Annotated in this window: 20 protein-coding genes; 7 read left to right on the top strand and 13 right to left on the bottom strand. The window is 70.1% G+C overall.

The window, feature by feature from the left end; genetic code table 11:
* Positions 1–58: 58 nt before the first annotated feature.
* From rraA to H4F70_RS02390, 7 genes are all read left to right on the top strand, one after another.
* Positions 59–550, top strand: coding sequence for a ribonuclease E activity regulator RraA (rraA, locus tag H4F70_RS02415; RefSeq protein WP_182348872.1), 492 nt, complete (start codon positions 59–61; stop codon positions 548–550).
* Positions 547–1,767, top strand: a complete 1,221-nt coding sequence (locus tag H4F70_RS02410) for an alanine racemase (protein ID WP_182358906.1) — start codon at positions 547–549, stop codon at positions 1,765–1,767. The genes rraA and H4F70_RS02410 overlap by 4 nt, the downstream gene beginning before the upstream one ends.
* Positions 1,764–2,690, top strand: coding sequence for a sucrase ferredoxin (locus H4F70_RS02405; protein ID WP_182358905.1), 927 nt, complete (start codon positions 1,764–1,766; stop codon positions 2,688–2,690). Before H4F70_RS02410 ends, H4F70_RS02405 begins: the two co-directional genes overlap by 4 nt.
* An 85-nt stretch (positions 2,691–2,775) precedes the next feature.
* Positions 2,776–3,240 carry a hypothetical protein gene (locus H4F70_RS20325; RefSeq protein ID WP_235681295.1) on the top strand — a complete coding sequence of 155 codons (465 nt, stop codon included), beginning with the start codon at positions 2,776–2,778 and terminating at the stop codon, positions 3,238–3,240.
* Between the two features lie 92 nt (positions 3,241–3,332).
* Positions 3,333–4,523, top strand: a complete 1,191-nt coding sequence (locus tag H4F70_RS02400; protein ID WP_235681294.1) for an NADH:flavin oxidoreductase — start codon at positions 3,333–3,335, stop codon at positions 4,521–4,523.
* Entirely contained in the window at positions 4,520–5,410 is an 891-nt protein-coding gene (locus H4F70_RS02395) for an SDR family oxidoreductase (protein ID WP_235681293.1), read from the top strand. Before H4F70_RS02400 ends, H4F70_RS02395 begins: the two co-directional genes overlap by 4 nt.
* Positions 5,407–6,072, top strand: coding sequence for a TetR/AcrR family transcriptional regulator (locus tag H4F70_RS02390; RefSeq protein ID WP_182358903.1), 666 nt, complete (start codon positions 5,407–5,409; stop codon positions 6,070–6,072). Before H4F70_RS02395 ends, H4F70_RS02390 begins: the two co-directional genes overlap by 4 nt.
* On the opposite strand, the gene H4F70_RS02385 is transcribed toward H4F70_RS02390, so the two are convergent.
* The 13 genes from H4F70_RS02385 to H4F70_RS02325 all read right to left on the bottom strand — a co-directional run bounded on the left by H4F70_RS02385 (position 6,009) and on the right by H4F70_RS02325 (position 25,749).
* On the bottom strand, positions 6,009–6,254 hold the full coding sequence (locus tag H4F70_RS02385) for an RNA-binding S4 domain-containing protein (protein ID WP_182348868.1): 246 nt from the start codon (positions 6,252–6,254) through the stop codon (positions 6,009–6,011). The genes H4F70_RS02390 and H4F70_RS02385 overlap by 64 nt on opposite strands.
* 27 nt (positions 6,255–6,281) lie before the next feature.
* Positions 6,282–7,139 (bottom strand): cutinase family protein, encoded by an 858-nt coding sequence (locus H4F70_RS02380; protein WP_182358902.1) that lies wholly within the window; start codon positions 7,137–7,139, stop codon positions 6,282–6,284.
* 265 nt (positions 7,140–7,404) lie between these two features.
* The gene (locus H4F70_RS02375; RefSeq protein WP_182358901.1) at positions 7,405–8,907 is read right to left on the bottom strand and encodes a glutamate synthase subunit beta; all 1,503 of its coding nucleotides are present in this window, start codon (positions 8,905–8,907) and stop codon (positions 7,405–7,407) included.
* On the bottom strand, positions 8,900–13,531 hold the full coding sequence (gene gltB, locus H4F70_RS02370) for a glutamate synthase large subunit (protein WP_182358900.1): 4,632 nt from the start codon (positions 13,529–13,531) through the stop codon (positions 8,900–8,902). The genes H4F70_RS02375 and gltB overlap by 8 nt, the downstream gene beginning before the upstream one ends.
* A 480-nt stretch (positions 13,532–14,011) precedes the next feature.
* Positions 14,012–15,142: a flavin-containing monooxygenase gene (locus H4F70_RS02365; RefSeq protein ID WP_182358899.1), complete on the bottom strand. Its 1,131-nt coding sequence runs from the start codon at positions 15,140–15,142 to the stop codon at positions 14,012–14,014.
* Positions 15,143–15,180: 38 nt separating this feature from the next.
* Entirely contained in the window at positions 15,181–15,783 is a 603-nt protein-coding gene (epsC, locus tag H4F70_RS02360; protein WP_235681292.1) for a serine O-acetyltransferase EpsC, read from the bottom strand.
* 5 nt (positions 15,784–15,788) lie between these two features.
* On the bottom strand, positions 15,789–16,724 hold the full coding sequence (gene cysK / locus H4F70_RS02355; protein ID WP_182358898.1) for a cysteine synthase A: 936 nt from the start codon (positions 16,722–16,724) through the stop codon (positions 15,789–15,791).
* A 56-nt stretch (positions 16,725–16,780) separates the two neighbouring features.
* Positions 16,781–17,458 carry a DUF6218 family protein gene (locus tag H4F70_RS02350; protein ID WP_182358897.1) on the bottom strand — a complete coding sequence of 226 codons (678 nt, stop codon included), beginning with the start codon at positions 17,456–17,458 and terminating at the stop codon, positions 16,781–16,783.
* A 39-nt stretch (positions 17,459–17,497) separates the two neighbouring features.
* Complete coding sequence (locus tag H4F70_RS02345; RefSeq protein ID WP_182348911.1) at positions 17,498–18,871, bottom strand: threonine/serine exporter family protein; 1,374 nt, start codon at positions 18,869–18,871, stop codon at positions 17,498–17,500.
* Between the two features lie 36 nt (positions 18,872–18,907).
* Positions 18,908–20,299 (bottom strand): glutamate decarboxylase, encoded by a 1,392-nt coding sequence (gad, locus tag H4F70_RS02340; protein WP_182358896.1) that lies wholly within the window; start codon positions 20,297–20,299, stop codon positions 18,908–18,910.
* Positions 20,300–20,370: 71 nt separating this feature from the next.
* Complete coding sequence (locus H4F70_RS02335; protein WP_182358895.1) at positions 20,371–20,739, bottom strand: hypothetical protein; 369 nt, start codon at positions 20,737–20,739, stop codon at positions 20,371–20,373.
* A gap of 241 nt (positions 20,740–20,980) precedes the next feature.
* Entirely contained in the window at positions 20,981–23,176 is a 2,196-nt protein-coding gene (locus H4F70_RS02330) for a YhgE/Pip domain-containing protein (protein ID WP_182358894.1), read from the bottom strand.
* Complete coding sequence (locus H4F70_RS02325) at positions 23,176–25,749, bottom strand: YhgE/Pip domain-containing protein (RefSeq protein WP_182358893.1); 2,574 nt, start codon at positions 25,747–25,749, stop codon at positions 23,176–23,178. Before H4F70_RS02325 ends, H4F70_RS02330 begins: the two co-directional genes overlap by 1 nt.
* Between the last annotated feature and the right edge of the window lie 479 nt (positions 25,750–26,228).

Here is a 26,228-nt window from a genome sequence, read left to right as displayed (position 1 = left end):
ACCATCGAGCCCGGGCCCGCGTGTCCGGTGCGCACCGACGCGAGACGGGGAGTACTCCATGACCGACGCCGCCCTACCCGACGTGCCCGCCACCGCCGACCTGGTCGACGAGATCGGCCCGGAGGTGCGCAGCTGCGACACCCAGTTCACCCAGTACGGTGGCCGCGCGCGCTTCTCCGGACGCATCACCACCGTCTCGTGCTTCCAGGACAACGCCCTGCTCAAGAAGGTCCTGGGCGAGCCGGGCGACGGCGGCGTGCTGGTGATCGACGGCGACGCCTCGGTGCACACCGCCCTCGTCGGCGACGTCATCGCCGGGCTGGGCATGAACAACGGGTGGTCGGGGCTCGTCGTCAACGGCGCCATCCGCGATTCGGCCATCATCCGCACCCTCGACATCGGCTGCAAGGCGCTGGGCACCAACCCCCGCAAGTCGGGCAAGACCGGCGCAGGCCGCCGGGACGTCGTCGTCCGCATCGGCGGGGTCGAGTTCGTCCCCGGTGAGATGCTCTACAGCGACGACGACGGCATTGTGGTGCGCGAAGAATGAGCGCTCCCGGGGGAACGGCGAGTCTGCGCCGGCTCGACGCGGCCACCGCCACCGTCACCGCGCCGCTGGCGGCCGTCGATATGGATGCGCTCGACGCCAACGCGCGCTTCCTCGTCGCCGCGGCCGGCGGGCTGCCGATCCGGCTGGCCAGCAAGTCCATCCGCTGCACCGAGCTGATCACCCACGTGCTGCGCGAACACCCCGGATTCCAGGGCGTGCTCGCGTTCACGCCTGACGAGGCCTGCCACCTGGCGCAGGCGGGGGTCGACGACATCCTGGTCGCCTACCCCACCGCCGACGGCGCCGCCGTGGAACACGTGGTGGAGACCGCACAGCGCACCGGCGCCCGCATCCGCCTGCTCGTCGACTCCCCCGAGCACCTCCGGTTCATCGCGGCGCACTCCCTGGGGCAGACCGTGCCCGTGTGCGCGGAGATCGACCTGGGCTGGTGGCCCCTGGGCGGCCGGCTCGCCCGGATCGGCCCCAAACGCTCCCCCGTGCGCACCCCGCAGCAGGCCGCGGAGCTCACGGCTCTGGCCTGCCGCACCCAGGGTGTCGAGCTCACCTCGGTACTCGCCTACGAGGGGCACATCGCCGGCGTCGGCGACATCGTGCCCGGCCGCCCGCTGCGCCAGCTGGCGGTGCGGGGCATGCAGGCCGCGTCGCTGCGCGAGATCGCCCGGCGCCTGCCGCTGGTCCTCGCCGCCATCGAGTCGACGCTGGCCGAACACGACGCCGCACCGTTGGAGCTGGTCAACGGCGGCGGCTCCGGCAGCCTGCAGCGCACCTCGGCCGTGGGCGCGGCCACCGAGCTGTCGGCGGGCTCCGGGCTGTTCGATCCCATGCTGTTCGACCGCTACCGTTCGCTGCGCCTCGAACCTGCCGTCGCCTACGCCATGCCGGTGGTCCGCAAGCCGCTGCCCACGGTGGCGACGATCCTCGGCGGCGGCTACATCGCCTCGGGCGTGCCGGGACCGGACCGCGCGCCCGCGCCCGCGCTTCCGGAGGGACTCTCGTTCGACGGTGACGAGGGCGCCGGCGAGGTGCAGACACCGCTGCACGGCGCGGGCGCACTGCGCTTCGGCGACCGCGTGTGGTTGCGGCACGCCAAGTCGGGCGAACTGCTCGAGCGGTTCAACGAGATCCACATGGTGCGCGACGGCGAGGTACTCGAGGTCACCCGCACCTACCGCGGTGAGGGACACTGCTTCCTGTGACCGCATCGAGGGCGACGGACGACGCTTCCCCGACGCGGTGCTCGCAGATCTCCGCGCTGGACGAACCGCTCCCCGGCACCGCCACGCACGTCGGCGCGTGGCTGTGCCTGGAGCATCCGGCGCCGTGGGGGCGCGACATCTTCGACGGCACGGCGTTCGGCGCCGAACTCACACCGCTACTCAAGGCGCGTGTCGACGACGCCGGCATCCGGCTGATGCTCATCCGCCGCCCGGGGCGTGCCGCTGACGACGCCGGAGCCGGACGGGCCGTCTATCTTGCGCGCTCACACCCGGACCATGTGCAGTGCGCGCGGCTCACAGTGGACACGCCCCGCGATCTGCTCGACGTCGACTTCGCGTGGGCGGCCGATCCCGCCGCTCCGCTGCCCGGGAGCACCGTCACCGGCCCGATCACGCTGGTGTGCACGCACGGGCGCCGCGACGTGTGCTGCGCCATCGACGGGCGCCCCATCGCAGCAGCGCTGGCCGGCGCTGCGCACCCGACGGCGGACCACGTCTGGGAGTGCTCGCACACGGGCGGGCACCGGTTCGCGCCGTCGATGATCGTGCTGCCCACCGGCTACTCCTACGGGCGCGTGAGCGCGGGCGACGCGGCGGCCGCCGTGCGCGGCATCGCCGGCGGCGTGCTGCCGTCCGCAGGGCTGCGCGGCCGCAGCTGCTGGGACCAGCCCGGCCAGGCAGCCGAGCTCGCAGTGCGGGAACGTCTTGCAGGCGAGCGCATTCCGTTGAACGCGCTCACGGTCCGCAGCGACGGCCCCGACGCCCGCATCGTCGCCCACCAGGACGGACGCCGGTGGCGTATCGCCACGCGCACCGAACCGCTCGCGCCGCGCGCGGCCAGCTGCGGGGCGGCACCCAAGACCGTCGCCGCGGTGCGCGTCGAGGCGGTCGCACCGCTCTGACTCGCATCCTCGCCGCCGCCGGGGTCCCGTAAGGTGTCGTGCACCGCACGACCGATCACTACCCACCCCACCAAGGAGACCGGCCATGGCGTTTTCCCTCTCGCAGTACGCACGACTCGGCATCACGACCCTCGCGGTCGGCGCCGCAGGGGTCGTCGGCGCACAGGCCACGGCGTCCGCGGACACCGTGTTCGACAACCCGCCGCCCACCGTCCTGCTGTGCCAGTCCGGCCTGGGCGGCTCGGGCATCGAGGCGGAGACGCACGCCGATTCCACCGACATCGCGCCGGGCGACGTGATGTTCGAGATCGACGACGGCGCGGGCTCGGGCGTGCAGGTCGCATGGGTCAACACCGACTCGTGGCGCACGGGCGCCGTCACGCTGACCCCGCAGGGCGACGACGGCGAGCCGCAGGGCACCGCCACCACGGGCGAGGGCACCGTGCTCGCCGCGGCATTCGGCATGCACACCAACGCCGCGGGCGAGGGCTGCCTGGTGCTGCCGGGTGTGAACGACGGGATCACCGTGCCGGGGGCTCCCGCCGCGTAGCGCCTGCGCGCTCCCCCGCCCCGTGCTACATTTCGATTCCACTGGCATCGCAATGCGGCACGGGGCGGCCCGCGCCGTGGGAGGGGGATCCCGTGACAGCACCGCGCACCGAGAATCCGGTGGACGTCTTCGCCCCGGCACGCCTGGGGCCGCTGACCCTGCGAAACCGCACCATCAAGGCGGCCACGTTCGAGGGGATGACCCCGGACGCCCTGGTCACCGACGACCTCATCGCGTTCCACCGTGCCGTCGCGGCCGGCGGCGCAGCCATGACCACCGTCGCCTACTGCGCCGCCTCCCCCGAGGGCCGCACCGACCGCCACCAGATCTTCATGCGCCCCGAGGCCGTCCCCGGGCTGCGCCGCCTCACCGACGCGGTGCACGCCGAGGGCGCCAAGGCCTCCGCCCAGATCGGGCACGCCGGGCCCGTCGCCAACGCCCGGTCCAACAGGGCCACGGCTCTCGCGCCCAGCAATCAGCTCAGCCCGCTCAGCCTCCGCCTCACCCGCGCCGCCACCCGGGCCGACATCCGGCGGATCACCGCCGACCACGCCCGGGCCGCGCGCATCGCGATCGAATCCGGCTTCGACGCCGTGGAGATCCACTTCGGCCACAACTACTTCACCAGCGCATTCCTCAGCCCAGCGCTCAACAAGCGCACCGACGAGTACGGCGGGCCGCTGCAGAACCGGGCCCGCGTCGCCCGCGAGGTGGCCCGCGCCGTCCGCGACGAGGCAGGCGACGAGATCGCGGTGACCGCCAAACTCAACATGGACGACGGCGTGCCCGGCGGCTTCTGGCTCGACGAGTCGCTGCAGGTGGCCCAGTGGCTCGAAGCCGACGGCACGCTCGACGCGCTGGAGCTCACCTGCGGGAGCTCACTGAGAAACCCGCTGTACCTGTTCCGCGGCGACGCGCCGGTGCGCGATTTCGCCGCTGCCATGCCGCAGCCGCAGCGCGCCGGGCTGCGCGCCGTCGGCCGATTCTTCCTCAAGTCCTACCCCTACACGCCGCTCTACATGCTCGAGCAGGCGCGGCAGTTCCGCGCGACCCTGTCCATGCCGCTCATCCTGCTCGGCGGCGTCACAGACTACGAGGACATGACCCGCGCGATGGCCGAGGGCTTCGACTTCGTCGCCATGGGCCGGGCATTGCTGCGTGAGCCGGACCTGGTCCGCCGCGTCGAGGCCGACCATCACACGCGGTCGCTGTGCATCCACTGCAACCGCTGCCTGCCCACCATCTACTCGCGCACCCGGTGCGTGCTGGCGGTGGTGTCGTGACGGCGGCCGTGCCCACGCGTCCGGGCACCTACGTCGTCACCGGTGCGGCCTCCGGGATCGGGCGGGCCACCGCCGACCTGCTCCGCACGCAGGGGCACACCGTCATCGGGGTCGACCTGCACACCACCGGCCGCCTGGACTCCGAGGTGACCGCGGACCTCGCCACCACGGAAGGCCGGAGGGCCGCAGCGGCGCAGGTGCTCGACGTCGCCGGCGGCGAGCTCGCCGGCGCTGTCCTCGCCGCCGGCGTCGGCCCCGTCGGCGGCGGCCGGCACCCGAGCCTCATCGCCGAGGTCAACTACCTCGGCGCGGTGGAGCTGCTCGAACGGTGGCGGCCCGCGCTGGCGGCCGGCCGCCCCGGCAAAGCCGTGGTGATCGCCAGCAACTCCACGACGACGACACCGCTGGTGCCCGGGCCGCGCGTGCGCGCGCTGCTGGCCGGCGACGTCGACAGGGCCCTGCGCGCCACCCGCCTGCTGGGGCCCGGGCGCGCGGCGGTGGTGTATGCGGCCTCGAAGATCGCGCTGAGCCGATGGGTGCGGCGGACCGCCGTGCTTCCGCAGTGGGCGGGTGCGGGGATCCGCCTCAACGCGCTCGCCCCGGGCGCCGTGCTCACCCCGCTCCTGCAGCAGCAGCTCGACGACCCGCTCGAGGGCAAGGCGGTACGCAAGTTCCCCATCCCCGTTGGCGGCTTCGGCGCGCCGGACCTCCTCGCACAGTGGGCGTGCTTCATGCTCACCGATGCCGCCGACTTCCAGTGCGGAAGCATCGTGTTCGTCGACGGCGGCACCGACGCGCTGGTCCGCCCCGACGACTGGCCGCGCTCCGTTCCCGCGCGGCGCCTGCCCGGCTACCTGCGTACGTTCCTGCGGGGCGGGCCCCGGTGACCGACGACGAGGCCCCGGAGCGGCCCGCCGGCCGGCCGCGGGACACGTCGATCGACGCGCGTGTCCTCGAGGCCACCCGCGAGATCCTGGTCGACTCGGGCTGGGACGCCCTGAGCATCCGGGCGGTCGCGGCCCGCGTGGGGGTGGGGCGCGCCAGCATCAGCCGGCGCTGGTCCACCAAGGCCGAGCTGGTGTTGCACGCGGTACTCGGCGCAGAGCCGGACCTGGGCCCGTTCGAGGGCACCGACCTGGCGGGTTGGATCGCGTGGGTGGTGCGCGGCAGCCACGAGCTGTTCCACCGCCCCGACGTGCGGGCCGCGGTGCCGGGCCTGCTCACCGCGCTGCGCGAGAACGACCGGCTGCGGGCGGCGCTCTGGCAGGGATTCGGCGGGCCGGCGGCGGAGCTCTACGCCCAGCGGCAGTCGGGGTCAGGACAGGCGGAAATCGGCGGCACCGACCCCGACCTGGACGCCCGCGCGGTGCTCGCGATGGCCGCCGGCGCCGCGTTGTTCACGAGCACCATCGCGGTGGAGGACGACGCACCGGAGCTGTTCGCGCGCATCACCGAGCTGCTGACGGCGGCCGTCGGCCGGACCGGTCAGGGCCCCTCCACGCGCGCCGCCGCGCCGAACACGGAGACCACGTCCCCGTCGCGGAGCTGACGGCCGCGCCGGGTCTCCACCTCGCCGTTCACGGTCACCTCGCCCTCGGCGATCACCTGCTTGGCTTCGGCCCCGCTGTCCAGCAGGTTCGCCAGCTTGAGGAACTGGCCCAGCCGGATGGCGGCGTCGCGAATGGGCACCGCGGGTGCGTCGGATTCACTCACGGCACCATCATCGCGCATGGGCGCGCCCGCGTACGCCGGCCCCCGTCAGGCCTTGCTGATGAGCCAACTGCGCAGCCACTGCGTGGCCGACGTGCCGTCCGCGGTCACCGGGAACGTCGTGTAGTCCTGGTGGATGCCCGAGTTCAGGAAGTCCTTGTACTTGTCGATGTGCGCCCACAAGGTGACCTCGGAGATCTGCTGCCCGAGCGTCGGGATGCCCCCGGCCTCCATGATCGCGTCGTACAGGGCCACGCCCTCCGGCTTGTACCGGTCCGGCTCCGACGAGCCGGGGTCGGACTGCTGCACGAGGTAACCGGCCATCCGCGCCATGAAATCGCCGGGCGGCGCCGCGCAGTAGAGGTCGCCGGGCGAGCAGAAGGTCCGCACCTCGTCGCTCAACGCGCCGAAACCGCCGATGCGCGCCCCGCCGGAGCCGTTGCCCACGACGGGCGGGCCGACGAGGTGGTCGAAGACGGAGCGCCGCGGGTCGGAGATGAGGCCCACCGCCGCCACCTTGCCCGCCGGCACCGGACCGTTGCCGTGGCCGATCTGCGCGGCCAGGTCGCCGGCCGCGTCCGCGCCCTGGCTGTAGCCGATGAGCGCGAAGCGGGTGTGGGGGCAGCGCGCGGCGATGTCGCCGATCAGGTTGCCGGCATTGGTGATCGCCTCGTGCTTGGAGGCTCCGTAGACCTTCGACTCCCACGGGAAGGCGGTGGCCGCGTAGGAGACGTAATCGGCGCGCATGTTCGACGGCAGGTTGTAGGTGACCGCGCCGAGCATGCCCGGCGAACCACCCGGAGCACCGTTGTCGCTGGTCTCCCACGTGCCGGGAATCGCGATGACGTCGAGCGAGACGCATCCGGCCGGCGCCGCCGAGGCGACTCCGCCGGTGCCGACGACCATCGCGGTCGCACCGAGCGCAGCAGCGCCCAGCGCCGTTGCCCGCCTCGCCCACGTGCGCGCCCGCGGCCTCCGTGCCGCAGCCGCGCTCCGATCCGCTCCCCGCCGTAGACGCATCGACAATCCTCCATACACCCGAACCCGGCGGGCCGCGCGCAGGATCATGCGATCCGCGTCACAGCCCGCCCCAAGCATCGTCAGGATATATCCCGTTCCCGACCTATTGCGACGGTGTCCCGTTTTCCACGCGCCGATTCCGCCGTTCGGACTACAGGGCGGGCGCGCGCATCGCCACATCCGTGGTCCGGACCGGCGCGGGCAGGTCGGTGGCACCGGTGAGGTACTCGTCGACGGCCGCCGCGCACGAGCGCCCCTCGGCGATCGCCCACACGATGAGCGACTGGCCGCGGCCCGCGTCGCCGGCCACGAACACCCCGTCGGCGCTGGTGGCCCAGTCGCTGCCGCCGGACCACGCCGCGCCCGCATCCGCGCCGCGCGCCACGGTGCCGCGCGCCGTGTACTCCACGCCGAGACCGTCCAGCAGCCCGTCGCGCTCGGGCCCGGTGAACCCCATGGCCAGCAGGACGAGCTCGCAGTCGAGCACCGCGTCGGAGCCCTCGACCTTCTGCAACCTGCCGTCCACCGACTCCACCTCGTGGTAGCGCAGGCCGGTGAGCCTTCCGTCCTCGCCGACGAACTCCTCGGTATTCACGGAGAACACCCTCTCGCCGCCCTCCTCGTGCGCCGAGGACACCCGGAACATCAGCGGGTAGGTGGGCCACGGCGTCGCGTCGGCACGCGTCTGCGGGGGCCGCGGCATGATCTCGAACTGGTGCACCGAGGCCGCGCCCTGGCGTAGCGCGGTGCCCAGGCAGTCGGCACCCGTGTCGCCGCCGCCGATGATGACGACGTTCTTGCCCTGCGCGTCGATCGCGGGCACGGCGACGTCGCCCTCCTGCACCCGGTTGGAGTGCGGCAGGTACTCCATCGCCTGGTGGATGCCGTCGAGCGCGCGGCCCGGCGCGGGCAGGTCGCGGCCCACGGTGGAGCCGACCGCCAGCACCACCGCGTCGAAGCGCTCCCGCAACTGCTCCACCGGCAGCGCGCCGTCTTCGCCGCCGCCCACGTTCACGTTGGTCTCGAAGCGCGTGCCCTCCGCCGCCATCTGCGCCAGCCGGCGGTCGATGTGGTGCTTCTCCATCTTGAACTCGGGGATGCCGTAGCGCAGCAGCCCGCCGATGCGGTCGGCCCGCTCGAACACAGTGACGTCGTGGCCGGCACGGGTGAGCTGCTGCGCGGCCGCGAGCCCCGACGGGCCCGAGCCCACCACGGCCACCCGCTTGCCCGTCGCCTTGGCGGGCAGCATCGGCTTGACCCAGCCCTCGTCGAACGCGACGTCGACGATGTCGTGCTCGACCTGCTTGATCGTCACCGGGTCCCGGTTGATGCCGAGCACGCAGGCCGATTCGCACGGCGCCGGGCACAGCCGCCCCGTGAAATCGGGGAAGTTGTTGGTGGCGTGCAGCCGCTCGCTCGCCGCGCGCCAGTCGCCCTTGGTGACCAGCTCGTTCCACTCGGGGATGAGGTTGCCCAGCGGGCATCCGTCGTGGCAGAACGGCACGCCGCAATCCATGCACCGGCTCGCCTGGACCTTGAGCTCGTCCGGGTCGGACGGCTCGTAGACCTCGCGCCAGTCCATCAGCCGCAGCGGGACGGGACGGCGCGCGGGCACCGACCGCTCGTACTTCATGAAGCCTCGGATATCACCCATTGGACACCACCATGATCGCGTCGTTCACATCTGTTCCCTCGGCCTGCGCGCGCTCCATCGCCTGCAGCACCCGCTTGTAGTCGCGGGGCATCACCTTGACGAAGTGCGCCAGCGCGCCCGGCCAGTTGGCCAACACGTACTCGGCCACTTCCGAACCGGTCTCCACGTGGTGGCGCACCAGCAGTCCGCGCAGCCAATCCGCGTCGACCGTGCCGTCCTCGACGCCCTCGAGTCCGACCATCTCGTCGTTGAGGTTGCCGGGCAGCGCGCCGTCCGGGTCGTAGACGAACGCCTCGCCGCCGGACATGCCCGCCGCGAAGTTGCGGCCGGTGGGCCCCAGCACGACGACCTTGCCGCCGGTCATGTACTCGCACCCGTGGTCGCCCACGCCCTCGACGACGGCGGTGGCACCCGAGTTGCGCACGCAGAACCGCTCGCCCACCAGGCCCCGGATGAGCGCCTCGCCGCTCGTGGCGCCGTAGAGGAGCACGTTGCCGGCGATGACGTTGTCCTGGGCGCGGAACGCCGCGGGCGCATCCGCCGGGGGGCGCACGACGATGCGCCCGCCGGAGAGCCCCTTGCCCACATAGTCGTTGGCGTCGCCCGACAACCGCAGCGTGATGCCCCGCGGGACGAAGGCGCCGAAACTGTTGCCCGCCGAGCCGGTGCAGGTGATGTCGATGGTGCCGTCGGGCAGCCCCTGCGCCCCGTGCGCCAGCGTCACCTCGTGGCCCAGCATGGTGCCCACCGTGCGGTCGACGTTGGTGATCGGCGTGGCGATCTGCACCGGTCCGCCGCCGTCGATCGCCGTACGCGCCCGGGCGATGAGCGTGTTGTCCAGCGCCTTGTCCAGCCCGTGATCCTGCGTCGTGGTGCAGTGCAGGTCCTGGTCCGGGTACAGCGAGCTGCCCAGCACCGGCTCCAGGATGGGGCTCAGGTCCAGCGCGCCGGCCTTGTAGTGCTCGGCGGTGCCGTAGTGCTCCACCGCGGCGGCCGTGTCGAGCATCCCCACTTGGCCCACCGCCTCGTCGAGCGTCCGGAAGCCCAGCTGCGCCAACAGCTCGCGCACTTCCTCGGCGATGTACTCGAAGAAGTTCACCACGAACTCGGGGCTGCCGGTGAACCGCTCCCGCAGCGCGGGGTTCTGGGTGGCGATGCCCACCGGGCAGGTGTCCAGATGGCACACGCGCATCATCACGCAGCCCGAGACCACCAGCGGGGCCGTGGCGAAGCCGAACTCCTCGGCCCCCAGCAGGGCCGCGATCATCACGTCGCGCCCCGTCTTGAGCTGGCCGTCGCACTGCACGGAGATGCGGTCGCGCAGTCCGTTGAGCAGCAGCGTCTGCTGCGTCTCGGCCAGGCCCAGCTCCCACGGGCCGCCCGCGTGCTTGAGCGAGGTGAGCGGCGCGGCGCCGGTGCCGCCGTCGTGCCCGGAGATCAGCACCACGTCGGCGTGCGCCTTGGACACGCCCGCGGCCACGGTGCCCACGCCCAGCTGCGAGACCAGCTTGACGTGCACGCGCGCCTGCGGGTTCGCGTTCTTGAGGTCGTGGATGAGCTGCGCGAGATCCTCGATCGAGTAGATGTCGTGGTGCGGCGGCGGCGAGATCAGCCCGACGCCCGGCGTGGAATGGCGCACCTCCGCGATCCACGGGTACACCTTGCCGCCGGGCAGCTGACCTCCCTCGCCCGGCTTGGCGCCCTGCGCCATCTTGATCTGGATGTCGGTGCAGTTGGTCAGGTAGTGCGAGGTCACGCCGAACCGGCCCGACGCCACCTGCTTGATGGCCGACCGGCGCAGGTCGCCGCCGGCGTCGGGGGTGAACCGCGCGGCGTCCTCGCCGCCCTCACCCGAGTTGGAACGGGCCTTGAGCCGGTTCATCGCGATCGCGAGCGTCTCGTGCGCCTCCGCGGAGATGGAGCCGTAGCTCATCGCGCCCGTGGAGAACCGCCGCACGATCGCGCTGACCGGCTCCACCTCGTCCAGCGGTACCGGGGGCCGCTCGCCCGTGCGGAACCGCAGCAGGCCGCGCAGCGTGGCCAGTCGCTCCGACTGGTCGTCGACCTTCTTGGTGTAGTCCTTGAACACGCGGTATTGGCCGGTGCGGGTGGCGTGCTGCAACAGGAACACCGTGTCCGGGTTGAACAGGTGGTACTCGCCCTCGCGACGCCACTGGTAGTCGCCGCCCACCTCCAGCTCGCGGTGCGCCCGCTCGGTGGGCCGGTCGGTGAAGGCCAGCGCATGCCGGCGCGCCACGTCGGCGGCGATCTGCGGCAGGCCGATGCCGCCGATGCGCGAGCTGGTGCCCGGGAAGTACTCGTCGACGAGCTCCTGCGAGAGCCCGACGGCGTCGAAGAGCTGCGCGCCGGTGTAGGAGGCGATGGTGGAGATGCCCATCTTGCTCATCACCTTGAGCACGCCCTTGCCGGCCGCCGTGACGTAGTTGGCCACCGCCTCGTCGCGGGTGAGCCCCTCCAGGCCGCCGCGCAGGTGCAGCTCGTCGATCGCCTCGAACGCCATGTACGGGTTGATGGCGGCGGCGCCGTAGCCCACGAGCATCGCCATGTGGTGGACCTCGCGCGCGTCGCCGGACTCGATGACCAGCCCCACCCGCGTACGGGTGCGCTCCCGGACCAGGTGGTGGTGCACCGCCGCGGTGAGCAGCAGCGACGGGATCGGCGCCCAGTGCTCGTCGGACTCGCGGTCGGAGAGCACCACGATGCCGATGCCGTCGGCGATGGCCTCCGAAACCTGCCGGCGCACGTCTTCCAGCGCCCGGCGCAGCCCCTCACCGTCGTCGGCCACCTTGTAGAGGCCGCAGATGACGACGCTGCGGAAGTCGGGGAACCGGCCACCCTCGCCGCTGCCGTCCGGATCGTTGACGTGCACCAGCTTGGTGAACTCGTCGTTGTCGAGGATCGGGGTGGACAGCACGATGCGCCGGGTCGATTCCGGGGCGGCGTGCAGCAGGTCGCCCTCCGGCCCGATGCCCGAGGCCAGGCTGGTCACCAGCTGCTCGCGGATCGCGTCCAGCGGCGGGTTGGTCACCTGCGCGAACATCTGCGCGAAGTAGTCGAACAGGATGCGCGGGCGGTCCGAGAGCACGGCGATGGGCGTGTCCGTCCCCATCGAGCCGAGCGCCTCCGCGCCGGTGGCCGCCATCGGCCGGATCAGCCGCGAGACCTCCTCCTCGGTGTAGCCGAACACCTGGTGGCGCAGCACCACCCGCTCGTGGGGCATGTACTTGTAGGGGTGGTCGGGCAGGTCGGCCAGGTGGGCGACGTTCTCCTCGATCCACTCGCGGTACGGGTGCTCCGCCGCCAGTTCGGCCTTGACCTCGTCGTCGTCGACGATCCGCCCGCGCCCGGTGTCCACCAGGAACATCCGGCCGGGCTGCAGACGCATCTTGCGCACCACCCGGGCCGGGTCGATGTCGAGGACGCCCACCTCGGACGCCATGACCACCAAACCATCGTCGGTGACCCAGATGCGGCTGGGGCGCAGGCCGTTCCGGTCGAGCACCGCGCCGATGACGGCGCCGTCGGTGAAGGCGACGGACGCCGGGCCGTCCCACGGCTCCATGAGGGCCGAGTGGTACTCGTAGAACGCCTTACGCTCCGAGTCCATGGTCTCGTGATGCTGCCAGGCCTCCGGGATCATCATCAGCACGGCGTGCGGCAGGCTGCGCCCGCCCAGGTGCAACAGCTCGAGCACCTCGTCGAACCGCGCGGTGTCCGAGCCGCCGGGCGTGCAGGTGGGGAAGATGTCCGGCGCCTCGTCGGTCCCCGGCCGCGCGAACACCGACGTGTCGATGAGGGTTTCACGCGCCCGCATCCAGTTCTCGTTGCCGATCACCGTGTTGATCTCGCCGTTGTGCGCCACCGTCCGGAACGGGTGCGCCAGCGGCCAGGACGGGAAGGTGTTGGTGGAAAAGCGCGAGTGCACCAGGCCCAGGGCGCTCTCCATGCGCGGGTCGCGCAGGTCCGTGAAGAACTCCGGCAGCTGCGGCGTGGTGAGCATGCCCTTGTAGACCAGGGTGCGCGCCGACAGGCTGGGGAAATACACCTCGCCGCCGGGGTGGTCGCGTTCGACGCGCTTGCGCACCACGTAGGCGCGCCGCTCGAGGTCCATGCCGGCCAACGGCGCCTCGAGGCTTCCGCTGAGGAACACCTGCCGGAACGACGGCATCGCCGAGCGCGCCATGGCGCCCAGGCTCGACGGGTCCACCGGCACCTCGCGCCAGCCGAGCACCGCCATGCCCTCCTCGGCCGCGATCGCGTCGATGCGCGCGGCGGCGGCGTCCGCCTCGGCGGCGTCGGCGGGCAGGAACGCGATGCCCGTGGCGTATTCGCCCGCCGCGGGCAGCCCGACACCGGCCACCGCGCGCAGCAGCGCGTCGGGCACCTGGATGAGGATGCCGGCGCCGTCGCCGCTGGTGGCCTCCGCGCCGGCCGCGCCCCGGTGCTCCAGGTTGGCCAGGGCGGTGAGCGCCTTGTCCACGATGCCGCGGCTGCGCCTGCCGTGCATGTCGACGACGAAGGCGACACCGCAGGCATCGTGCTCGTGGGCGGGGTCGTACAGCCCCGTCCGGCCGGGCCGCGTTGTTCCCGTCGACTGTCCCATCGTCGTTCCCTTCTCCCTGCGTACTGGTGTTTCAGCAGGTCAGGTGGACGGCGCGCGGGTTCTCTCAGATCCGGCGGGCTGGTCACCGGGGCACAACACCCGGGGACGAGGGGACCTCGACCGATGAGGAAAGGAAGAAAGGCACACTCGTCCGGCCGCGCGCGGAGGAGATGCGCGCCGACCACCGACCTCACTGGGCGACGTTGACCAGTGTGCTGGCGATTCCCGGAGTGCCGAATGGGCACACCCGACGGAAGGCCATGGCTATTTTAGCAGCCGCGGCGGCGGGCGACGCAAATTCCGCGGGTGTGATCCGCAGCGCGCCGGGCCGGAACCGGACCGGCCCCCAGAAAAACAGCTGGCCGTAGCGAATACTCAGCTACGGCCAGCGTGCGCGCGGTCCTCGGCGGCCGGCCCCTCCCCGGCCCGATTTCCTACGACGGAAGCTAACCCGCGCCGCGGCCACTCCGCGCCGCAGTCCTACTCATCGGAATGCGGGGCCGACAGCGCGTCGAGCAACTCCGCCGCCACCGCGCGCCCCGCCCGGTTGGCGCCGATGGTGCTGGCCGACGGCCCGTAGCCGATCAGGTGCAGCCGGGGCCGTCCCGCAACCTGCGTCGCGAGCCGGCCGGTCATCGTGATCCCGCCGCCCGGCCCGCGCAACCGCAGCGGCGCCAAGTGATCGAGCGCGCTCCGGAATCCCGTGGCCCACACGATGATGTCGGCCTGCTCCTCCCCTGCTGGGTCCGCCCACCGCACCCCGTCCTCGGTGATCGCGGTGAACATGGGGCGGCGTTCCAGCGCTCCCCGCCGCTGCGCGTCGCGGTACCGCGGGTTCCACGGGATGCCCGTCACCGAGACGACCGACCCCGGGGGCAGGCCGCGCCGCACCCTGTCCTCCACGCGGGCGACGGCGCGCCGGCCGACCTCGGGGGTGAAGGGCTCGTCGGAGAACCGCGGCGGGGTGCGGGTCACCCACAGCGTGTCGGCCCTCTGCGACACCTCGGCGAGGATGTCCACTGCGGAGATGCCGCCGCCCACGACGACGACCCGCTTCCCCGCGAGCTCGTCGGGCCCGCGGTAGTCCTTGGTGTGCATCTGCCGCCCGCGGAACAGTTCCGCGCCCGGATAGTGCGGAATGAACGGCCGCTCCCAGCTGCCGGTGGCGTTGACCAGACCGTCGGCACGGACCACCAGTGGACCGTCCGGGCCGGTGGCCTCGACGCGGAACCGCCCGGCCGCACCGGGCGCGGTGTCGCCCGCCCCGCCTTCGCTGACGCAGTGCACGCGCACCGGCCTGCGCACCGCGATGCCCTCGCGCCGCTCGTACGCGGAGTAGTAGCGGGGCACCGCCTCCGCCGCCGGCACCGACGACGGGTCCTGCCCGGCGGCGAGCGACTCGGCGAACGGCATGCCCGGCAGGTCGTGCACCCCGTTGACGGTGCTCAGGGTCAGGGTGGGCCAGCGATGGCGCCACGCCCCGCCGGGGCCCGGGTACGCGTCGAGGACCACCAGCCCGTCCCGGTCCAGGCCGCGCCGGAGCAGATGGTGGGCGGCGGAGAGCCCCGCCTGCCCCGCGCCGATGACGGCCACCCGGGCGTGTATCTCCACGGTCCCGAATGTACAGCGCCGCCGGCCGTGCAAGACCCTCAGATGTACATCGCCGGATCGATGTAGCTGGTGGGGTCGACCAGCGGCGCATGCTGCGCGGGCTTGCGGGGGCGCGACTGCGCGGGGATGCCGACGACGATGGAATCCGCCGGGGCGTCGCGGGTGACCACGGCGTTGGCGCCCACCGCGCTGTCCGCCCCGATCGTCACCGGGCCCAGGATCTTCGCGCCCGCGCCGACGGTGACCCGGTCGCCCAGCGTGGGGTGCCGCTTGGCGCGTTCCAGCGACGTGCCGCCCAGGGTGACGCCGTGGTAGATCATCACGTCGTCGCCGATCTCCGCGGTCTCGCCGATCACCACGCCCATGCCGTGGTCGATGAAGAAGCGGCGGCCGATCCGCGCGCCCGGATGGATCTCGATGCCGGTGAGCCCGCGCACCGCCTGCGACAGCAGGCGCGCCGGCGCCCGCAGCCCCGGGCTCCGCCACATGGCGTGCGCGGCGCGGTACGCCCAGATCGCGTGCAGGCCCGAGTAGACGAGCGCGTTCTCCAGGTCGCCGCGCGCGGCCGGGTCGTGCGCGCGGGCCGCGGCCAGGTCCTCGCGTACGGCCGCCGTCAGGCCCCGCAGTCCGGTGCGCCCCACCGCCGTCACTCCCGGATGTGGTCGAACAGCGGCGTGGAGAAGTAGCGCTCGCCGAAGTCGGGGACGATGACGACGATGAGTTTGCCGGCGTTCTCCGGCCGCTTGGCCAGTTCCAACGCCGCCCACACGTTCGCCCCCGCGGAGATGCCGCCGAGGATCCCCTCGCGCGTGGCGAGTTCGCGGGACACCCGCACCGAGTCCTCGAATCCGGCGTCGATGATCTCGTCGTACACCGCGCGGTCGAGCACCTCGGGCACGAAGTTGGCGCCCAGGCCCTGGATCTTGTGCGGGCCGGGGGCACCGCCGTTGAGGATCGCCGAATCGGCCGGCTCCACCCCCACCACGCGCACCTCCGGCTTGCGGCGCTTGAGGTTGCGGCCCACGCCGGTGAGCGTGCCGCCGGTGCCGATGCCGGCCACGAAGATGTCGATCTCGCCGTCGGTGTCCGCCCAGACCTCCTCGCCGGTGGTCGTGTCGTGGATGTCCGGGTTGGCGGGGTTGGCGAACTGACGCGCGAGGATGGCGTTGTCGGTGGCGGTGACGATCTCTTCCGCCTTCTCGAGGGCGCCGCTCATGCCCTCGGGACCGGGGGTGAGCACGATCTCCGCCCCGAACGCGCGCAGCATCATCCGGCGTTCGGTGGACATCGTGTCCGGCATCGTCAGCACCACCTTGTAGCCGCGGGCCGCGCCCACCATGGCCAGCGCGATGCCGGTGTTCCCGCTGGTGCCCTCGACGATCGTGCCGCCGGGACGCAGGTCGCCGGCCTTCTCCGCGGCGTCGACGATGGACACGCCGATCCGGTCCTTGACGCTGTTGGCCGGGCCGAAGTATTCGAGCTTGGCGGCGACGGTGGCGCCCGCCCCCTCGGTGAGCCGGTTGAGCCGCACCAGCGGCGTCCCTCCGACCAGCTCGGTGACGTTGCTGTGGATCTTGCCCATGTCGAATCCTCTCGTGCGGAGAAATCAGCGTCCCTTCGGACAACCCCCGTGCGCCGTCAATCCTTCCCGGCGACCGCATCCTCCCCCGCGGACCGCCCATCGCGGCGCAGCACGACGGGCAGCGCGCGGTGTGCCGGGCCGCCGTGACGCCGCAGGAACTGCCTGGCCAGCCGTTGCCGTTCCACCTTCTGCCAGGTGTCGGCCAGGTCCGCGAGACGGCGGCTGAGTGCGAGCGCCGTCCCGGTCCCGTCGTCGCCCCCCGTCGTGTCCGCCGCCGTCTGCGGGCCGGCCGGCGCGTCGGAGTCGAGCCCCGCGGGCACCTGCGGCCACCGCGGCGCGACGAAACTGCGGCCGGTCTCCCGCAGGTGCTGCTCGAACGCCTGCTGCAACGCGTCGATCTCGTCGTGCACGCCCCGCACCGTCGCATCGCCGTCGATCCAGCCGTCGAACTCCGGATGCAGGCTCGCCAGGGCGCGCGCGCCCGCCGCGGTGGCGAGGATCCTGCGGCCGCGCACGAGGGCCCGCACCTGGTCCCCGTTCTCGTCGCCGTCCAGCAGCCACGCGCCGCACGGACGTGCCAGACCGATGTCCGGGCCCACGTCGATGTGCCAGACCGCCACCGCCGAGCCGTCGGGTTCCGGCGCGTCGACGACGGCGACCGTGTCGCGGACGACACGGTCGAGGTCCGGGTCCACCCGGTCGGTGTGTGCGGTCGCGGCGCGCTCAGCGGTCATGCCCGCATCGTATCGGCCCCGACACGTCCGGATCGGCCGTCACCGCCGCCGATGGTGGTGCGTGAAGTGCCGCCGGCGCAGATCGATGCCCGCCAGCGTCGGCACTCGCGACCACCGGCTGTCGAAGCGCGGCCCCAGTTCGGCCCCCAGCCGCCGCATCTGCCGGATCTCGCGACGCGTCACCGGCGCCAGCAGCGGACCGAACACGACGCCCGCCGCCAGGGCCACCGCGGTGCCGGCCGCCACTACGAGCGTGCCGACGCCCTGCGCCGAGTGCCCGTCGACGAGTGTGACGAACCCTCGGTAGGTGGTCACCCCCGGCACCAGTGGGACGATCCCCGACATGACGATGACCAGAGGCGGCACCGAGAACCGGTGCGCGACCACCGCGCCCGCCAGGCCGATCGCGGTGGCGGCGACGAACGAGCTGGCCACGTTGCCGGCGTGCAGGTGCATCATCCCGAAGTAGATGAGCGCGCCGAGCGCCCCGGCGGTGCCCGCGGCGCCGGCCGCGCGGGCCGGAGCGTAGCTGGACACCGCGGCTGCCGCCGCGCCCACCGCACCCGCCGCCACCATCACCGGCACGCTCAGCCAGCCCGCCACGGACTCGGGGCTCACCGACGCGTCGATGTGGAGCGCGGCGCCGATGCGCAGCGCCGCCCCCACCCCGACGAAGATCCCCACCATCGACAGGACGATCTCCATGATCCGGCCGACGGACGTGAGGTAATAGCCGGTGATCGAGTCCTGCACGGACGACACGATGGCCATGCCGGACATCAACGCCACGATGTTCGCCGCCACGACGAGCGACGGGTTGGCGCCCTCGGGGAGCTTGCCGACGGCGTCGAGCGAGAGGGTCACGCCCGTCGCGACGAGCCCGGCCACCGCCTGCTGGAAAAGCAACGGCAGGCCGCGGCCGGCCAGGAACCTGCCGATCCTGTCGATCACCGACGTCGTCACGGCCGCGATCGCGACCACGACGAGGCCGGCGCCGAGCAGCACCGAGAAGCTCGCCGCCATGACGCCCAGCGCCACGGTGGACACCCAGGAGTGGTATGGGGGCGGAGCGGAATCCAGCTCGTCGATCCGTTCGTGCACCCAGTCCAGGTCCGGCCGCTCGTCGGCCACCTGCTGCGCGAAATCCAGGACGGCGTGCAGCCGGGTGTAGTCGAGGGAACGCCCCTCGACGTGCCACATGGCCGTCAGGGGCGCCCCCTCCACTCCGCGCGGCACCGACAGGATGATCGTCGTCGCGGTGACGTCGAGCTGCGTGTGCCGCAGCCCGTAGGCCCCGGTGATGGCGGACATCGTCGCCGCGACGTCCGCGGTGCCCGAATTGCCCGACAGCAGCAGCGAGCCCACGCGCAACGCCGCATCGAGCACCCTGTGGACGTGGTCGCGAGAGTGCATCCCGCCCGGCGGGGTGTGTTCGGGCACCGCCGCGCGTCAGTGGGCGAAGTGCCTGGCCGCCGACTTGATCTCCACGCCCCCTTCGAGCCGCTTGCACACCGTCTTCAGGTCGTCGATCATCCGTGCCGCGAGGTCCCTGCTGAAGCCTTCGCGGACCACCACGCGCAGCACGGCGACGTCCTCGGCGCCCTCCGGCATCGTGTACGCCGGCACCTGCCACCCCATCGCGCGCAGCTCGTGCGAGACGTCGAAGACGGTGTAGCCCTGGGACGAGTCGCGTTCGAATGCGAGCACCGGGATGGCCGTGCCGTCGCTGACGAGGCGCATCCCGTCGATCTGCTCGACCTGCTTGCCGATCCACACCGCGGTGTCCCGCAGCGTCTCCATGATCGCCTGGTACCCCTCGCGGCCGAGCCGGATGAAGTTGTAGTACTGGCCCACCACCTGGTTGCCGGGGCGCGAGAAGTTCAGCGTGAACGTGGGCATGTCGCCGCCCAGGTAGTTGACGCGGAACACCAGGTCCTCCGGCAGGTATTCGCTGCTGCGCCACACGACGAAGCCGATGCCCGGATAGGTCAGCCCGTACTTGTGGCCGCTCACGTTGATCGACACCACGCGCGGGTTGCGGAAATCCCATTCCAGGTCGGGATGCAGGAACGGGGCGACGAACCCGCCGGACGCGCCGTCGACGTGGATCGGCACGTCCGGCCCGCCGTCCGCCGCCAGCGTGTCGAGCATCTCGGAGATGGCGCCGATGGGCTCGAACTCGCCGGTGTACGTGGTGCCGAGGATCGCGCAGACGCCGATGGTGTTCTCGTCCACCGCGTCCCGCACCTGCTCCGGGCTGATCACGTAGCGGCCGGGCTCCATCGGGAGGTACTTCGCCTCCACGTCGAAGTACCGGCAGAACTTCTCCCACACCACCTGCACGTTGGATCCCAGCACCAGGTTGGGCTTGGTGGCATCCTGACCGGCGGCCTCCCGGCGCTGTCGCCAGCGCCACTTCATCGCCAGGCCCGCCAGCATGACCGCCTCCGACGAGCCGATGGTGCTCACCCCGGTCGCGGTCGCCGGATCCGTCTCCGACAGTCCGGGCGCGTGGAAGAGGTCGGCCACCATGGCCACGGACCGCGCCTCGATCGCCGCGGTCGACGGGTACTCGTCCTTGTCGATCATGTTCTTGTCGAAGGACTCGGCCATGAGCTTGTCGGCCTCGGGGTCCATCCACGTGCTGACGAAGGTCGCCAGGTTGAGCCGCGAGCTGCCGTCGAGCATGAGCTCGTCGTGGATGAACCGGTAGGCGGCCGCCGGCTCCATCTCCGCGTCCGGCATCCGCAGGCGCGGGATCGGGTCGGTGCTCAGGCGCCCCGTGTACGCGGGCGCGATGGAGCCGGTGCGGTTGGGCCCGCTGGTGCGTGGAAGCGTCATGGTCGGTATTCCCTCCGTGGTTGAAGCATGAATGCCTGGTTCTCACAATGTGCGCATGTGTGCCTTTCCTGTCACACCTCCGTGGGCGGATGGAGGCGTTCCATCGTGCACAAGCGATTGCGCCGTGCCGACAGTGACGAGTTCCAGCGCCGCTTCTCTTTGAGGATTTCGCGCACGCGCACAGGCCGTTCGATCTCGTCCACCGCGTCCCTCCGGGCGGTCATCGACTGCGCGAAAGTACTGCGGCGCTGATCATCGAAGCTAAGGATCGACAGCTCGTCACTGTGGAAATGCTTCCGACCGCACAGCGTGAGCACGAGCGCGTAGCGGGCGCAGCCGACCGACGCTGCCATCACCACCCCGCCCGATGCGACGTCGAGGTCGACGGAATCGAATGATTGCCCCCACGGCTCTTTCTCCGCGAGCCTCCTCGCAGCCACCGCGCGGCGTGCTCCGCAGTTGCCGCGCTGCCGATCTCAGCCATGATGCGAACCTAGCAGTACGACGGGCAGCATATGCTGCAAATCGAACAAGCCTGGCGCTTCCGACTGATCTACGGGTCATGTGCGGCAAGCAAGGACGTACCCGTCGCCCCTGATGCCGCACATTTGCATGGCGATAAAGCGGCTCTACGGAATGCAGCGTGCGTAGAGCCGGCAAAGCTCCTGTCCGTCGAAGCGATCACACACTCATCAGCTTGGTCCCCTCGAGCGAGGAGTTCAGGTCGTCGTTGAACTTCTTCACCGCCAGGCGCAACACCAGACCGATAAACAGGACCGGAAGGATGAACAGCAGGAGCCAACCCAGGTCTTTCCAGTAGTCGCCTTCATAGATCCCGGCGATGGCCGCGCGCACAGCACTCGTCGCGTGAGAGACGGGAACGAAGGGACTGATGTTCTGGAACCACTGCGGCAACACGGCCAACGGGTACGCACCCCCGCCCGCGGAGATCTGCACGACCAGCAAGAGGACTGCTATCGCCTTGCCCGCCTCTCCGAACGCCAACACGAGCGTATAAGTGATGAGCGAGAAGACGAATGACATGACCCAGCCTGCAAGAATCAACAGGAACGGGTGCGCGGGGCGGACACCGACGAAGCCGATGAGACCGGCGAAGAGAATCGTGCTCTGCAGGAATGCGAGGCCGCCGAATATCGCGAAATGGCCGAAATATTCCTGCCACGGCCGAAGTGGACGCTTCAATGGCGGAAGAGCATCCCGGGAGACTTCAGTGCGGATGAGCACAGACAGAAGCAGTGCCCCCACCCAGAGACCCAACACCGAGTACAGCGGCGCCATCTGCGAACCGAAGTTGTCGACCTTGAACACCGGGATCGTCTCAAGACTTACCGGTGAGGCGAGCTCCGAGGCCAACTTCGCCGGATTGGAGCCGATGATCCGGGACACTTCGCTCAGATCACCCGAGTTCGACGCGTCCTTGAGGGCCTTTTCAAGTTGGGCGAAGGTATCAGCGGACTCGCCGAGGTTGCTCGCCAGAAGCCGGGCCGCTGTCTCGCCGTCCGCCAGACCCGCTTTAAGCGAGCCCGCGCCGGCGGCCAGCGATTGCTCCGCCGCGCGCAGATCCTGACCGATACCGCCGAAACTGCCCTGCACCGCTTGCAGGTCGGCCGCGAGACGGGCGAGCTGCGGCTGCAGGCTGTTCGTGTACTGATCACGGGCGTCGGCGAGCGCGGACTGCGCAGCATCAACGTCCTGCAGTATCGCATTGCGCGTCGCCTCACGGTCCACGTTTCCCTGCGACGCGGGCGACGCAGCCGCGTCGAGCCGCTGCTTGAGTGCCTCCTGACGGTCGATGACGGCATCGACACGGTCCGCCAGCAGACCCACCGCCTTCTTGGTCACGAGGTCGAGGCCAGGCGTCGATTCCTGGGCTCTCAACTGGTCGCGTAGCTGCGTATACCCTGCGACCTGCTCAGCCACCATCCCGGACGCCTGCCCGAGCCTTGCCCCAGCCTGTTGCGCGGAAGGCGCCTGACCGAAACTCCGGTTGATCGCAGCGCGAAGCGTGTCGTAGCTGTCGGCATTCTCCGCGAAGACCCTGGACAGCATGTCCGAGGCCGACGTCAACACGCCCCGCGCCGAGCTCACGGACTCCGCTCCCTGACCGATCGCGCCGGTGGTGTCCTGGACCGCGTGCGATGCCGACGAGGCGAGAGAACCCGTGCTCGACAGGAGGGTATCGGCGGACGAGAGCAACCCCGCGAACATGTCTGCGGTGCCGGCCGCAGACTTCAACTGCACTGAGATCCTGCCTACTGCAGACTCGAGGCTATCCAGGGTTTTCTGCGCGTCTGAATCCTCAAGATGCGTGGCCAGAGACGACACCAGAGCCAAGCCGACCTCATCAAGAGTCTGTGTGAAACTCGTATTGATCTGCGTCGAGACGTCTGTCGCGGCCTCCCCGGTGATCAGGGACGAGAGCGCGTTCTTCTTCTCATTCACATAGAGATCGACCTTCACCGGCGAAGCGCCGGGCGAAAGAAATGTGAGCATCTTCTGACTGAAATCCGGGGGCAGTACAATCGCTGCGTAGTACTCCTCGGATTTTGTACCGTCAATGGCCTCGTCTTTGGAGACGAACTGCCAGTCGATGTCGCTGTTGGCTCGCAGCTGCGATATCACCTGATCGCCCACGTTGAGCCGCATCGGGAACAGGTTGCTTTCAAAGCCTTCATCGGCGCTGGCCACAGCAATTTTGAGGTTGCTGACATTGTCGAATGGATGCCAGCTCGAGAGCACGTTGAACCATGCGAAGAACGACGGGATCAATACGACCCCGACCAGTACCATCGCCGGAATCACATTTCGTGTCGCCTGCCTGAAATCCTGACGGATCAGAGTGACGATGTTGTTCATCAGTTCTGCCCCCGCAATTCCAGCTGGTCAAGCGGCGCGTCGGATCGGATCGCGACCTCTTCGGCCGCCAGTTCGCGCTTCAGCTCCTCGTCGGGGAGGTCGGCTACCTCCGCGCCGTATATGATGTTCTGGCTGATGTATTCGACCAGAATGATGGCCGCCATGACGAGGAGACACAGCAGCCCCCACAGGCCAAGAACGGTGGCCTTGGCGTCCGGGAACGCAGTCCCGATCACGAACAGCACCACGGTCCCTACCCCGCCGATGATCAGCGCGGCACGCTGCAGGGCCTTGTGGTTCATGTCGAGCCAACTCCGATGCCTGTCGTTGTCTGCGCGGAACTTGTCGCGATTGGTCAGTACGCGCACGAGTTGCGTGAGGCGACGTCGCGATCCCAATGTCTGCACGTCCTCGCTCAGGAACAGATTGGTGTCCGCCAGTTTGCTGTTGAACAGTCGCGCGAAGTTGCCGAGTCGTTGGCGAAGGAACACTCCTAGCACGAAGGACAGTGCGGCGAAGAGAGTCAGAACGGCCATGTACCGGAGATAGTTGAGGCCATAGAAGCCGCCGATGGTCTCGCGCATCGCGTCGATACCGTAGGTGAAGGGGAAGAAGGGGAAAAGCGCCCTGAAGAAGTCCGGCATCATCTCTATCGGGTAGATGCCCGAGGCGCCGGGGATCTGCATGATCACCAGCAACACTGCGATCCCTTTCCCAATGTAGCCGAACGAGATCGACAGGGCATAGATGATCGACATGTAGACGAGCCCGATGAAGACACATGTCGCCACGTAGACGACCGGGTTCACCGTCTGCACCCCGATCAGTACGTTTCCGATACTCACCAGCAAGCCCTGGATGACGCTCATCACCGCGAACAGCAACCAACGGCCGAAGTACGCCTGCCTCACCGTCAGGCCTTCGACGTCCTCGGTATCAGCCTCCAGCTTGAACAGCACCATCAGCACGAACCCTGCGATCCACAGGGACAGATTGGTGAACAACGGTGCCATCGCCGATCCGTACGCCGGCACCGGAAACAGATCGTTCTCATGGATCTGCACCGGCCCCGCCATGAACCCCGCGATCGACTCGGGGTCGAGCGAGGTCAGCGCGCTCACCTGGTTCCAGATGTCCGCAGCGGTGATCGCGTTCAAGTCGGTCTGCAACGTGGTCAGATCCGACTGCACATCCTGCAGATTCCCGTCGAGCGAGGTCACGGCCGTACCGGTCTCGTCGAGCAGTGATTCGAGCTCGGAGAGCATTCCCACGGCCTCGCCCACGAGCACACGTTGCGAATCGAGCGCCGAGGAGAAGGCGCCGACGCTGGCGGACAACGAGGACATGGACTGGTTGAGGCCCGGGAACGTCCCGACCAGTACGCCGTGCAGAGCGGCGGACGATCGCTCGACGGCTCCCATCGCTTCTGAGGCCGCGGCAGTCTGATCGGACACCGTCGACACTCCGGCCGTAGCGGAGTCGAGCGTGGCCAGGAGCTCCTGGTCGCGAGACGACTGCGCGGAGAGCTCGTCGATCACTTGCCGAATCTGGGCCTTGATCGGTACCGCATCGGGAAGCGCGGCCGCCAACGGGCGCATCGTGGCCAGCAACGCCTGGTTGGCGTCGATCACTGCCTGCACATCTCGTCGCGCCGTGGTCAGCGTGGAGCGCGCCGCGTCGGCACCTCCGGCGACCTGCTCGATGCTCTCTTTCAGGCGGGTGGTAGCGCCTGTGAGGTTCGACGCGCCGGAGACGTAGGCCCCCGTCAAGGTCTCCGAGAAGTCGAACAGATCCCCCTGCACCTCGTTGACCAGGCCCTGTGCATCCGAGACCGCATCGGTCAGATCGCCGATGGCGGAGTCCACCCGCTCGAGGGCGCTCCTGGCATCGGAGACGGCCGCGGCACCGGGACCGAGCGCGCCGGCCAGATCGGTCAGGCTCATGCGTGCGGCCTGAACCGTGGCGAGAGCCTGGTCCAACGCAGTCAATGTGTTGCTGCGCGAGCCGATCAGCCATTGCCCGGTGTCGACACCCGCCTGTCGGGCCTCCGTTGCGATCGTCTGCGCCACCGTTGAGACGAACTTCGAGTTGATCTGCGTGTCCAGCGTCGATGCGCCGACCTCGGTGACCTTGGGGGCGATCGCGTTCGCCTTCTCGTTGGTGTAGTACTCGAGCTGCGGCTGCACGAAGTCACCGGTGGTGATGGTCAGGAGATCTTTGCTGAAATCCGGCGGCATGACGATGGCGGCGTAGCTCGCGCCCGAACGGACCGCGTCCATCGCATCGTCATGATCCATGAACTTCCAACCGAGCTGATTGTTGGTCTTGAGTTGGTCGACCACCTGCTCGCCGACGTTCACCTCACCGGTGAGCTCGGTACTGGCCCCTTCGTCCTGATTGACGACGGCGACATTGATGTGCTCTGTATTCCCATAAGGATTCCAGAACGCCACGATATTCACCCAAGCGTACAAGGCGGGAAGCACCAGCAGTCCGATGATGATCGCCCACGACTTCGGCGCTCTACCGATGCGCGTGAGGTCACGTCGTAGCACCCTAAAGGCGTTGCGCATGCACATTCCTTCGCTGTTGCCCGTGCGAACACCTCACAGTTCGTACGGATAGGTGACGGCTAGGCCACGCTTCGACCGATACAAGCCAGAATCCGGTCCTATCAGAATGTTCGACTTGCACATTCGGATGAACGTCCGCTTAGCGTACCTGCTCCCTTCACCGGCTTCTGCCGATTCGGCTCTTCTCATCCGCGATGGATTTCGCTCGTAGCGTGGCGCCATCGGCGGTGTCATGGAGCCGTATCAACGAGGCGGTTGACGATGGGCGATCGGGAGCGGATTGCGGCACGCATCGGCCACGACCACACGGTCTTCCGGCGTGACCGGCTACGCGACACGACTCCGACGCGCGGCTACACGCCAGTGCACGCGGACTGCGAGGCCGGGAGGTGCAGGCGCCTGGTCTGCGCAGTTCACGCGCACCGCGCCGGCTCGGCGAACGGGCAGTCAACCGACCTTTCCGTGGCCCTTGCCGACCC

Origin of the sequence: Tomitella gaofuii (assembly GCF_014126825.1) — a bacterium.
GTDB lineage: Bacteria > Actinomycetota > Actinomycetes > Mycobacteriales > Mycobacteriaceae > Tomitella > Tomitella gaofuii.
This window is presented reverse-complemented; position numbering and strand designations above follow the sequence as displayed.